Source organism: Escherichia sp. 93.1518, assembly GCF_013368915.2.
GTDB classification, from domain to species: Bacteria; Pseudomonadota; Gammaproteobacteria; order Enterobacterales; family Enterobacteriaceae; genus Escherichia; species Escherichia ruysiae.
The window spans coordinates 1-11,892 of sequence record NZ_JABWMT020000056.1; the positions used below are offsets into that span (position 1 = coordinate 1).

The 11,892-nt window shown below is 52.7% G+C and carries 10 protein-coding genes; 3 read left to right on the forward strand and 7 right to left on the reverse strand.

Annotation, left to right across the window (positions count from 1 at the left end):
• The 6 genes from HEN21_RS21820 to bcsR form a co-directional block, all read right to left on the reverse strand.
• Nucleotides 1-1,012: tetratricopeptide repeat protein (locus tag HEN21_RS21820; protein WP_183082937.1), on the reverse strand; the 1,012-nt coding region annotated here is incomplete at its 3' end.
• Nucleotides 994-2,100 carry a cellulose synthase complex periplasmic endoglucanase BcsZ gene (gene bcsZ / locus HEN21_RS21825; protein WP_024192198.1) on the reverse strand — a complete coding sequence of 369 codons (1,107 nt, stop codon included), beginning with the start codon at nucleotides 2,098-2,100 and terminating at the stop codon, nucleotides 994-996. The genes HEN21_RS21820 and bcsZ, both read right to left, overlap by 19 nt.
• A gap of 6 nt (nucleotides 2,101-2,106) precedes the next feature.
• Nucleotides 2,107-4,446: a cellulose biosynthesis cyclic di-GMP-binding regulatory protein BcsB gene (bcsB, locus tag HEN21_RS21830; RefSeq protein ID WP_024192197.1), complete on the reverse strand. Its 2,340-nt coding sequence runs from the start codon at nucleotides 4,444-4,446 to the stop codon at nucleotides 2,107-2,109.
• 10 nt (nucleotides 4,447-4,456) lie between these two features.
• Nucleotides 4,457-7,075 carry a UDP-forming cellulose synthase catalytic subunit gene (gene bcsA, locus HEN21_RS21835; protein ID WP_000025927.1) on the reverse strand — a complete coding sequence of 873 codons (2,619 nt, stop codon included), beginning with the start codon at nucleotides 7,073-7,075 and terminating at the stop codon, nucleotides 4,457-4,459.
• Nucleotides 7,072-7,824 (reverse strand): cellulose biosynthesis protein BcsQ, encoded by a 753-nt coding sequence (bcsQ, locus tag HEN21_RS21840; RefSeq protein WP_000279495.1) that lies wholly within the window; start codon nucleotides 7,822-7,824, stop codon nucleotides 7,072-7,074. The genes bcsA and bcsQ overlap by 4 nt, the downstream gene beginning before the upstream one ends.
• Nucleotides 7,825-7,835: 11 nt before the next feature.
• On the reverse strand, nucleotides 7,836-8,024 hold the full coding sequence (gene bcsR, locus HEN21_RS21845) for a cellulose biosynthesis protein BcsR (RefSeq protein ID WP_001063311.1): 189 nt from the start codon (nucleotides 8,022-8,024) through the stop codon (nucleotides 7,836-7,838).
• 258 nt (nucleotides 8,025-8,282) lie between these two features.
• Here bcsR and bcsE point away from each other — a divergent pair, with 258 nt between their 5' ends.
• From bcsE to bcsG, 3 genes are read left to right on the forward strand one after another with little or no spacing between them, the layout of a single operon-like run.
• Nucleotides 8,283-9,854 (forward strand): cellulose biosynthesis c-di-GMP-binding protein BcsE, encoded by a 1,572-nt coding sequence (gene bcsE, locus HEN21_RS21850; RefSeq protein WP_176252066.1) that lies wholly within the window; start codon nucleotides 8,283-8,285, stop codon nucleotides 9,852-9,854.
• A complete protein-coding gene (gene bcsF, locus HEN21_RS21855) occupies nucleotides 9,851-10,042 on the forward strand; it encodes a cellulose biosynthesis protein BcsF (RefSeq protein WP_000988301.1) in 192 nt (63 codons plus the stop codon). The genes bcsE and bcsF overlap by 4 nt, the downstream gene beginning before the upstream one ends.
• Complete coding sequence (bcsG, locus tag HEN21_RS21860; RefSeq protein WP_000191630.1) at nucleotides 10,039-11,718, forward strand: cellulose biosynthesis protein BcsG; 1,680 nt, start codon at nucleotides 10,039-10,041, stop codon at nucleotides 11,716-11,718. Before bcsF ends, bcsG begins: the two co-directional genes overlap by 4 nt.
• 86 nt (nucleotides 11,719-11,804) lie before the next feature.
• On the opposite strand, the gene HEN21_RS21865 is transcribed toward bcsG, so the two are convergent.
• Nucleotides 11,805-11,891 (reverse strand): type I toxin-antitoxin system toxin Ldr family protein, encoded by an 87-nt coding sequence (locus HEN21_RS21865; protein ID WP_032155846.1) that lies wholly within the window; start codon nucleotides 11,889-11,891, stop codon nucleotides 11,805-11,807.
• Nucleotide 11,892 lies beyond the last annotated feature (1 nt).

Here is an 11,892-nt window from a genome sequence, read left to right on the forward strand (position 1 = left end):
TGCTGCTGTTCGGATCCAGCGCGAGGGCTTTTTCCAGATTCGCCACCGCATTAGCACGATCGCCATTCTGGGAATACGCCTGCCCCAGCGCCCCAAGGGCTTCACTGTCTTTCGGGTTAGCGCGCACCGCCTGTTGCAGTTCGGGAATGGCTTTACCTGCCATGCCTGAGTCCACAGCGGCTAAACCTTGCGCACGGGCGCGGAAATTAGGATCGGCCAGTTGCTTTTGTTGTTCTGCCAGTTGCGATTGCGCAGCCACCACATTATCGCCATCGCTAAAAACAGAGAGATATTTTTTCAGCGCCGACACGCTGGCGTCGCTGACGGGCATATCTTTTATCTGCCCGTACCAGATTTTAGAAGCCCCCTCGCGCCCGGCGTTAGATTTCGCCATCTGTTCCAGTACGGCAAAACCTTCGTCACGGCGATCGCTGCTAAACAGCAATAGCGCCAGATTGTTTTGCAAACCCGTATTGCCCGGCGTATCCGCATTGATGCGTTTTAGCTGATTAATCGCTTCGCCACGGCGAGACGGAATTTTCGCTACCGTACTCCAGTACTCGACGGCAATGTCACCTGCTGGCGGCGCTCCGTTGAATAGTTTGTTGTAACCCGCCACGGCTTCTTCCGCATGACCGGTGGTGGCCTGCAATCGTGCCTGTTGCAGTGCCTGACGACCATCCGGCGTGGAAAGTAGCATTGTGGTACGCGATGATTTATACGCATTTGAACTCGGCGCTAATTGCGACAATCGTTCGAGTTGTTTTTGCGCACCATCAACATCGCCCTGACGTAACAGAGAACGGAAACGGGCGGCAACGACATCCGGGTTATTCGGATCAATAAGTTCCAGACGATACAGCGACTGCTGCACCAGGTCTTCGCGGTGGGTCGCTTCGCCCACACGAACCTGTTCCAGCAACTGTTGCTGGGCGGTTGGTGCCGCCTCGACCATCGGCATCACGGCCAGACCGAGGGAAAGCGTAAGAATATTTAGTGTGAATTTGCGCATTCCAGGCCCCAGTCAGGTAATAACTCACCTTTTGTCGAGAAGCGGAAACGGTGTTGATCCCAGCCTTGTCCAAACAGGGTCAACACATAGTTGTAATAGGCATCGCTACCAGGAAAGTTATCTGCAATACGCTGACGCTGTACGGCCTGGGCATCACGATCCTGAAGAAATGGCAACATAGCCGCAGAAAAGCCGACTGGCCCTTTACCCTGCGCTTTACCCGTAGCGACATCGACTTTCTCCGGCGGATAGCCGTTTTTCTCGGTGAATGTCGCCATCGGTTTAAAACGGTTGAGCATCCGCGCTTTTTGCGGATCGCTGTCGGGCATCATGCCAACCCACATATAGACGCGAATAGCGTCGTAACTGCTGATCAGCGTTTTCTCTGGCTTTAACTGCCAGCCTTTGTCTTTCTCATAGCGTACCCAGTCTGGTGAAAAACCTTTCGGGGCGGTTTCCAGCAATAAACGTTGATTCGTTTCGCGCAACGTGGTCCACGGTGCGCCAAAGCGGGTGAAATACTGCGCCAGCGTCGGAGGCAGATAACTCGGGTTAAAACGCCAGGTGTTATTCTCGGCAAAGCCCACTTTGCCCGGTAACAGCATGGAACCCAGCCCCGGCACTGTCACCACTTCCTCTTGCGCAATGCGTTTTAACAACGCGCTGCCAATGTCAGTATAACGTTGCTCTTTCCACAATCGACCGGCCTCCAGCAGTGACCAGGCCATCCAGATATCGCCGTCAGAGGCTGAGTTGCTGTCCAGCACTTCCCACTTCGCATTCTCTTTCTTGCCCCATAGCCAGGCGGGCAAATGCTCTTTTAACGAGCCCTGGGCAAGATTGTTCTGTGTCCAGTCGAGAAGGTTATCGAAAGCAGCACGGTCGTTAGCCGCCAGAGCAAAGAACATGCCGTAACTTTGCCCTTCGGAGGTGGTAATTTTGCGCGCATCACTGGGGTCAATGACGCGCCCCTCCTGACTGATGTAATCCTTTTTAAACTGCTCCCAGGCAGGCCAGGTACAGGCTGCCTGAACACTAAAGGCAGCCAGCAGCAGCATCGTCACGATTCCACTACGCAAAACATTCATCATCAATTACTCATTATCCGGGTTAAGACGACGACGGCTGATGATACGCAGCAGACGCCACAGTACCCAGGCCAGCAACACCACGCTGATTGCCGCCAGCACCGCCAACAGAATCGGGTGATTAGCCAGTGCATACCACAAACGTTCGAACCACGGCAGATGTCCAACGTAATAGATGTCGCCGACACGCAAACTGTTAACGCCAGATTCACGGATCACGGCTACCGAGCCGAACATGGTGGCGCGTTTGCCGCTATCGTTCACCGCATCGTTAAGCATTTCGTAACCGCGCGGACTGTCAGCCAGGAGAGCAATCACGCTGCGCTGGTCGTTATACGGTGACTGGAAGCCAATCACCGCAGCCATCGCGCCGGAAGAGGTCAGCGTTGACTGAGTTTCTGCCGCACGGTCGTTTTCGTCCGGCACAATGCCGGGGAATGGCGTCTGGCGCATTGGCGTTTTCACCCAGCTTTCGGTGGCCTGTACCAGCATGTCAATCTGCTTGTCGTCTTTTAATTTGTCCGGGATACCACCGACGATCATGATGTCGGCATCTTTACCCTGAATGGTGCTGCCATCATCGGTCACGGTCAGGTTAATCGCCGGGAAGCCCGTCTGCGCGCCGATAAAGCCAACGGTATTTAGCAGCGTTTCCATCTGTGCTTCGTTGGGCGCTTTCGGCATTACGGTGATGGTTTGCGACAGATCCGCCATCCGGCTGAACGGGAAGCCCGCATTGGCAAACGCGCGCAGATCCGGCATCGGGATGAAGTGGTAATACTTCGAGAAGTCGATGGTAGAGTCGTCGCCAATCACCACATGGTTCTGCACCGGCTGGAAGGTAATACAGTTATCCACCGATCCGCCCGGCATCGGGTTCATGTACTCAAAGTCGAAGCGCAGCTGGTTGGTCGCCCCCAGCTTCAACGCCGGAATAGAGACATCCGTTTTGCCGTCCAGCAAACCTTGTAATACCGGAATACGCAGCAGCAGGCGGTTCGCCTCCTGTTTGCTACTCAGGTTAAATGATTGCAGGAACTGGTTGTTCAGGCTGATATCCATCCGCGAGCTGTCTTTCACCGGCGGCATGGTGTAGCGATAGTTGATATCCATATCAATACCGGTACTGCGCATCAGGTAGAGATCTGGCGGCAGATTTAGCGAAACGTTAATCGCTGCTGGTTCCAGACCGCTGGACTGTAACTGCTCTTCATAGGTTTTTAGTTCGCCAAAGGTGACAGGACGATCGGTACGCACCCAGTTCGGCGCATCGTATGGCTTACGCGGCAGCAGCGGTTTGACTTCATTCACCACTACGCTATCGCCACGGAACAAAATATTGCCCTGGGCGATACCTTTCGCTGCCTGCAACAGGTCTTTGTCGTCACGACCAAACACGACCAGCAGTTTGACGTAAGGATTTTCCGGGTGGTTGATCATCTCAATCACCGGGGCTTTTACCGCCGGATGATCGCGCAGGAAGTCCGGGCGTTTGTCGTTAGTCGCAAAAACAATCGCATTGCGATCGGGAAGCTGGTTATAGAGTACCGGGAAGTTCTGCCCACGCCAGCCGGAACGGGAACCAAACCACGAGGCAACAATGGCGGAAGCCTGTTGCAGAGCAACATCCGGCGCGCCCGCAAAGACCATCGGCAAGGTGTTAGCACGGTTATCGCGTGGGTCAAAGAACGGAATCGGGAAGTGCGACAGGTCATTCTTCACATTCAGTGATTGATACGTCAGATCCAGTCCACTACTGCGCCCGACATCCAGCCAAAGTGTGGTGCTGGCTGGGTTTTCGCACACATCCTGATAATGACCGACAAACTCCAGCCGCACGCGGTTGAAGTCGGTAATAAACAGCGGGTTAATCGGCATTTGCGCCAGCGTCTTTTTGCCCAACTGCTCTTTAGTCACTGGCAGCACGCCCATCAGTTCATCATTGAGATAAACTTTTAACTGCGACTGAACTGGCAGCAATGACGGCGATGGCGTGTATTCGAGATTGAGCATCGCCTTCGTCACCACTTCGTCGCTGCGCATACCAAACTCAATGCTGCCGTTCGGGTTGATACCACGCAGCACCATGCTGCCCGGCGGCGGCGCGATTTGCGCAAAGGTCAGCTTCACATCACGCGAAGAGCCGTTCTGCGCGACGACTGGCGCATCCGCTCCCTGCACGCCCGGCATCACCTGCCCCACCTGCGGATTTTGTTCCGTCTGGGCAGGAACAACTGGCTCAGCATTGATCAGTGGTTGCGTTGCTGGCGTCGCCTGCGTCATAAAAGAGGGGAATGCGCTCATCCCCATTGCCACTGCACAAATCCAGAATAGTTTTCTTTTCATCGCGTTATCATCATTGTTGAGCCAAAGCCTGATCCGATGGTTGTACCGTTTCGCTCCGCTCCGGGCGGCGCGGAATGAACGAAACAACCCAGGAAACCAGAGAAGTCAGCGCACGGAAAATACCCTTCACTGAAGAAGGTGCAAATTCCGCCAGATGGCGGTAGCCACGGAAGCCGAGCTTCAGAATATCCAGCAGACTTTCCAGCGGCTTATCTTCCGGGTAGCTGTCCTGCCAGAGCGCCCATGTATCCGCACGGGCAAACGTACACTGCACAAAATCGATATGTTGCTGGGTGGTGAGCGGCATCAATTGCAGCCCGACTTCGTTACCCATCACGCGTGCCACCTGGGTCGGGAAGACGTATTCCTGTTGACCGCGTTTGAGCAGCAGATTCACTTTCTGCCCTTCGAGGATCTGCGCCTGACCGTGGATTTTGATCCCCAGTCCACCGTCGGAGAAGTCCTGAACCGTGCAGGAGAAAAGGTGACCATCTTCGCGGGCAATTGCCGCTGGCATCGTCATCTCAACACGATGCGAACGACGAACCTGTTTACTTTCAACCGATACCGCTACCGCGCCGCCGAGAATAATCAGGTTGTAGAACACCCACACCATACTGACGACCACGGTGAGCATCTCGGTTGGCGGACCATAGAAGTAACGCCAGATGCCAACAGCGACACCAACCAGGTTGAGCAGCACGAGGAAGATGTACGGTCTCGAGATCACCCAGTCGACGTACTCTTCTTCCACCAGTCCACCTTTGGCGGTGACGTTAAATTTGCCTTTGTGCGGGTTAATCAGCGCCACCAGCGTCGGTGGTGCGATATACCATGCCAGCACTGTTTCGTAGATTTCACTCCAGAATGAGTGGCGATATTTGCCCTGAATCTTCGAGTTAGTCAGGCTGGCGTGGATCATGTGCGGCAGCACAAACAGGGCGATCATCAACGCAGGTGCGTAGATGATATAGGCATGAAGCAGCAGGAACGCCAGCGGCGCAGTCAGGAAGATCAGCCGTGGAATGCCCGACAAGAAATGGAACATGGCGTTGACGTAGCACAGCCGTTGCGCGAACTTCAGCCCTTTACCGGTGAGCGGGTTATCAAGGCGGAAGATTTGCACCATCCCGCGCGCCCAGCGAATACGCTGACCGATATGCGCTGACAGACTTTCGGTCGCCAGCCCCGCCGCCTGCGGAATGCGCATATACGCGGAGGTGTAGCCACGACGGTGCAAACGCAAAGAAGTGTGCGCATCTTCAGTTACCGTTTCGACGGCAATACCGCCAATCTCATCCAGCGGTTTACGGCGGATCACCGCACAAGAACCGCAGAAGAAAGTGGCATCCCACATATCGTTGCCATCCTGCACCAGACCGTAGAACAGCGTGCCTTCGTTCGGCGTTTTACGAAAACGCCCCAGGTTGCGTTCAAACGGGTCCGGCGAGAAGAAGTGGTGCGGCGTCTGCATCATCGCCAGTTGTTTTTCTTTCAGGAACCAACCCATGGTCATTTGCAGGAACGAGCGCGTTGGCACGTGGTCGCAGTCGAAAATCGACACAAACTCGCCTTTGGCATATTTAAGCGCATTGTTGATATTGCCCGCTTTCGCATGTTCATGAGTGGTACGGGCGATATATTTCACCCCTACGTTTTGTGCAAACTGGCGAAACTCCTCCCTGCCACCGTCATCGAGGATCCAGATATTTAGCTTATCTTTCGGCCAGTCGATACCCAGCGAGGCATAGATAGTGTTTTTCACCACGCTGAGATCTTCGTTGTACGTCGGCACAAAAATATCCACCGACGGCCACAGCGACATATCTTTCGGCAACGGCACTGGCTGACGATTCAACGGCCATACGACCTGGAAGTAGCCGAGCACCAGCACAATCCATGCGTAAGTTTCAGCGAACAGCAGAATTAAACCGCACACCAGACTGACCGGATCATCCCAGTTCAGCGTGGAGGTGTAGCGCCACCAGATATAACGGCAAGAGACGGTCAGCGACAGCACAATCAGCATCAGTGCAGAGAAGCGTCCCGGCATTCGCCGTACCATTAATGCCACACCCCACAGCAACATCAGGAAGATAAACTGCGACAGCGGGTTAAACGGCTGGGTGACGCAAATCAGCGCCAGAATCAGCGAGAATGTCACAATGATGCCAAGAATAAAACGCCGCGCTCCGGCGCTCAGATGTCCCAGCTCTTTTTTCTCATCAAGATGTTGCGTGTTATGGCTGAAGCGAGCCGGCAATTCATCCATCCATTGATGATAACGCCCACGAATATTCTGCAAGCGTGAAAACGACCGCCAGCGCGGTTTCGGCGTTTCTCTGCGCGAAGCACTGATCAGCAACCAGCAGGTCTGGATGACATAGCGCACAGGATCCAACGGACGCGGGCGCGAGGCGTTGATATGAGGGAACAGGATTTTATGTTGCGCACGAATACGCTGCCAGCGCGGGTGCTCCAGCGGAATAAAAATCCAGGCAAGGATCAGCCAGAAACAGCCGAGCGTCGCGCTGAAAGGCGACGCGCCATGACGACGATATTCCCGATAACGCCCAATAAGACGTGCGTTAACCGGCGGGATAAGCAACCACCGGGTCAGGATACTCATGATGCGCTCCCGACTGGCGTTTTCAGCCCGGAATAGTTCAACAGACACCAGTTCGCCAGCGTCAGAATTTCTTCTGCCGCCAACGCATCGCTACGGTATTCGCCCAACGGTTGTTTCGCCGCCAGACATTCAGCCATCGCTTCATCACGATGGATCAACATTGGCAACAAGCGCCGCTGGCTTTGCAACCATAGCTGATAAATATCGTCCTGAACCTGGCTGCCTACACGAAAATCATTAATCAAAATATGCGCGCCAGCGGGCAGTGCCTGCTGATGCAGCCGAATATGACAGTTAGCATCCACGTTGACGATTGCCAGGGTGTGATCGCACAGGCTCATGATTTGATGCGTTATCTGCGAGGCGTCGCGTGGTAAATCGATCAAAATCCATTGATAACGCCCGCTGGTCTTTAGTTGCTGAATACCGCTACAAATCTCGCCCAGCCGTGTTTGCCAGTGCTGGGGATTTTCGTGTTCTTCGAGAGTCAGTTGACCAAAGGGCAGCAGATCGAGCTGCGAGGTATAGCGTAGCCCGGCATCACGCCAGTCCTGGCCATCCAGCATGGCTCTTGCCCAGCCCTGGCGGTGAGAAAAATCAACGTTGAATGACAGGCGCAGCAAATTGTCCGGGCAGGCATCCACCAGCAGGACATTTTCTCCCAACATTTGCAATGACCAGCCTAACGCGGCGGTAATCGTTGTCGTCCCCACGCCACCCCGCATCCCCTGCAATCCCAGAACGGCCATTCACCACACCCCTACTTTTTTTGCGCAAACTCAGCCAGCAACGGCCAACGTTTTAATGCCGCAGCCAACTGCTCTCGTTGGGAAATATCGGCATAATCAATATCAGGCAGTGAAAAAGCCTGTTTTAACGCCAAAATATCATTCTGGAAGATATAGCCTATCGCGGGATCAGGCAGAATATCGGGTTCGTTGTTATTCATTATGGTTGATCCCTATAAAATAAACATATTACACAGCAAGACAATTTCGCCGCTTTATTGCTTATGGCAGCACAGAAACCCGCTCATTTTTTGACTTTCCGTTACGCAACAGAAAAACTAAAAAACGAAAAGGCTGATATCACAAGGTTTCTGGCCTGTTAAATTGATTCACATGCTAAATCTGATAAGTTTTAATTTCAATGGTAGGTTTATTTCTTAGCTTTCGCTAATAAACTGATAATCAGACAAAATGGCGACTTGAGGGACACTGTGGACCCCGTATTCTCTATCGGTATCTCATCCTTATGGGATGAGCTGCGACATATGCCAGCAGGCGGCGTCTGGTGGTTTAACGTCGATCGTCAAGAAGATGCTATTAGCCTGGTGAATCAAACGATGGCTTCTCAAGCTGAAACCGTGCAAGTCGCGGTCATTAGCATGGATAGCGATCCCGAGAAAATTTTCAAATTAGATGATTCTCAAGGACCAGAAAAAATAAAATTATTTTCAATGCTAAATCATGAAAAAGGTCTATACTATTTGCCCCGTGATTTACAATGTTCAGTTGTTCCCAATAATTACCTGTTCATTCTTGTTTGCGCAAATAACGCATGGCAAAACATTCCTGCCGAGCGCCTTCGCCTATGGCTGGAAAAAATGAATAAATGGTGCAGGCTAAACCATTGTTCACTGCTGGTAATTAATCCCGGAAATAATAACGATAAACAATTTTCATTGTTACTGGAGGAGTATCGTTCGCTTTTTGGACTTGCCAGTTTGCGTTTTCAGGGCGATCAGCATCTGCTGGATATTGCTTTTTGGTGTAACGAAAAAGGCGTCAGCGCCCGTCAGCAACTGACCGTCCAGCATCAAAATGGCGTCTGGGCGTTAGTTCAGCGCGAAGAGGCGGAGATCCAACCACGCAGCGATGAAAAACGTATTCTCAGTAATATTGCCGTACTGGAAGGCGCGCCACCGCTATCGGAACACTGGAAGCTATTCGACAATAACGAAACGCTGTTCAATGAAGCGCGTACCTCTCAGGCCGCGACGGTCGTGTTCTCTTTGCAGCAAAATGGGCAAATTGAACCGCTGGCCCGCAGTATTCATACATTGCGTCGCCAGCGTGGTAGCGCGTTGAAAATCCTCGTGCGGGAAAATATTGCCAGCCTGCGCGCCACCGACGAACGTTTACTGTTGGCCTGCGGCGCAAATATGGTTATTCCATGGAACGCCCCGCTCTCTCGCTGTCTGACAATGATTGAAAGCGTGCAGGGACAGAAGTTCAGCCGCTATGTACCGGAAGATATCACCACGCTGTTGTCGATGACTCAGCCGATTAAACTGCGGGGGTTCCAGAAGTGGGATGTATTCTGTGACGCGGTCAATAATATGATGAATAACACCCTGTTACCCGCTCACGGGAAAGGCGTTCTGGTGGCTTTGCGCCCGGTGCCTGGCATTCGCGTTGAACAAGCTCTGACGCTGTGTCGCCCTAATCGTACCGGCGATATTATGACGATTGGCGGCAATCGACTGGTGCTGTTCCTCTCTTTCTGCCGGATTAACGATCTGGATACCGCATTGAATCATATTTTCCCACTACCTACTGGCGACATTTTCTCTAACCGCATGGTCTGGTTTGAAGATGACCAAATCAGCGCCGAGCTGGTGCAAATGCGTTTACTCGCCCCGGAACAATGGGGGATGCCGCTGCCTTTAACGCAGGGTTCCACGCCAGTCATCAATGCCGAACACGATGGTCGCAACTGGCGACGCATACCTGAACCACTGCGATTATTGGATGATGCTGTGGAGCGTTCATCATGATGACCATCAGCGATATCATTGAAATTATTATCGTTTGCGCACTGATATTTTTCCCGCTGGGCTATCTGGCGCGGCATTCTCTGCGGCGTATTCGTGACACTTTGCGTTTGTTATTTGCTAAACCTCGTTATGTAAAACCGGCCGGTACATTACGCCGTGCGGAAAAAGCCAGGGCAATCAAAAAATGACTCAATTTACCCAAAACACCGCTATGCCTTCTTCCCTCTGGCAATACTGGCGCGGCCTTTCTGGCTGGAACTTATATTTTCTGGTCAAATTTGGCCTGTTATGGGCGGGATATCTTAACTTCCATCCGCTGCTTAACCTGGTGTTTGCCGCGTTCCTGCTAATGCCTATTCCGCGCTATAGCCTGCACCGTCTACGCCACTGGATAGCCCTGCCAATCGGTTTTGCATTGTTCTGGCACGACACCTGGCTGCCAGGCCCGGAAAGTATCATGAGTCAGGGTTCGCAAGTGGCTGGTTTCAGTAGCGATTATTTAATCGACCTCGTTACTCGCTTTATTAACTGGCAGATGATCGGAGCCATTTTTGTATTGTTAGTGGCGTGGTTGTTCCTGTCACAATGGATTCGTATCACCATATTTGTCGTCGCTATTCTGGTATGGTTGAACGTACTTACGCTGGCTGGACCAAGTTTCTCCCTGTGGCCAGCCGGTCAACCGACCACGACGGTGACAACGACGGGCGGTAATGCAGCGGCAACGGTCGCAGCCGCAGGAGGTACGCCGGTGGTGGGTGATATGCCTGCGCAAACCGCGCCGCCGACAACGGCGAATCTTAATGCATGGCTGAATAATTTCTATAACGCCGAAGCGAAACGTAAATCGACCTTCCCATCCGCGCTTCCGGCAGATGCACAGCCATTTGAATTGCTGGTCATCAACATCTGCTCACTCTCCTGGTCAGACATTGAGGCTGCCGGGTTAATGTCGCATCCGTTATGGTCGCATTTCGATATAGAGTTCAAGAAATTCAACTCTGCGACCTCATACAGCGGCCCGGCGGCGATTCGTCTGCTGCGCGCCAGTTGTGGGCAAACTTCGCACACCAATCTGTATCAACCAGCCAATAATGACTGCTATCTGTTCGATAACTTGTCAAAACTGGGCTTTACCCAGCATCTGATGATGGGGCATAACGGTCAATTCGGCGGCTTCCTGAAAGAAGTGCGCGAAAATGGCGGTATGCAGACAGAATTGATGGATCAAACAAATCTACCGGTTATTTTGCTGGGCTTTGATGGTTCGCCAGTTTATGACGATACCGCCGTACTTAACCGCTGGCTGGAAGTTACTGAAAAAGATAAAAACTCCCGTAGCGCCACGTTCTACAACACGCTCCCTCTGCATGATGGCAACCATTATCCTGGCGTCAGTAAAACAGCGGACTATAAAGCGCGGGCGCAGAAGTTCTTTGATGAACTGGATGCATTCTTTACCGAGCTGGAGAAATCTGACCGTAAAGTAATGGTGGTGGTCGTGCCAGAACACGGCGGCGCGCTGAAAGGCGACAGAATGCAGGTATCTGGCCTACGTGATATCCCTAGTCCATCAATTACTGATGTCCCCGTTGGCGTGAAATTCTTCGGCATGAAGGCACCACATCAGGGGGCTCCGATTGTCATCGACCAACCAAGCAGTTTCTTGGCAATTTCTGATCTGGTTGTTCGCGTTCTCGATGGTAAAATTTTCACCGAAGACAATGTTGACTGGAAAAAACTCACCAGCGGATTGCCACAAACAGCACCGGTATCCGAGAACTCAAACGCGGTGGTGATTCAATATCAGGATAAACCGTACGTTCGCCTGAACGGCGGCGATTGGGTGCCATACCCGCAGTAAACGCGAAAAAGGCCGCAGAGTTTTACCCCTGCGGCCTGGTCCGGGCGCAAATTGCCATTACGGCAGCCTGACGCCCGCACGACACGTTACTTCCGCTTATTCAGCCAGCTCACGATCAGGCTGGCGAGAATGCCAGCAATGACCGGAGCCGCTAAATCGTGCCAGAAGGCCATG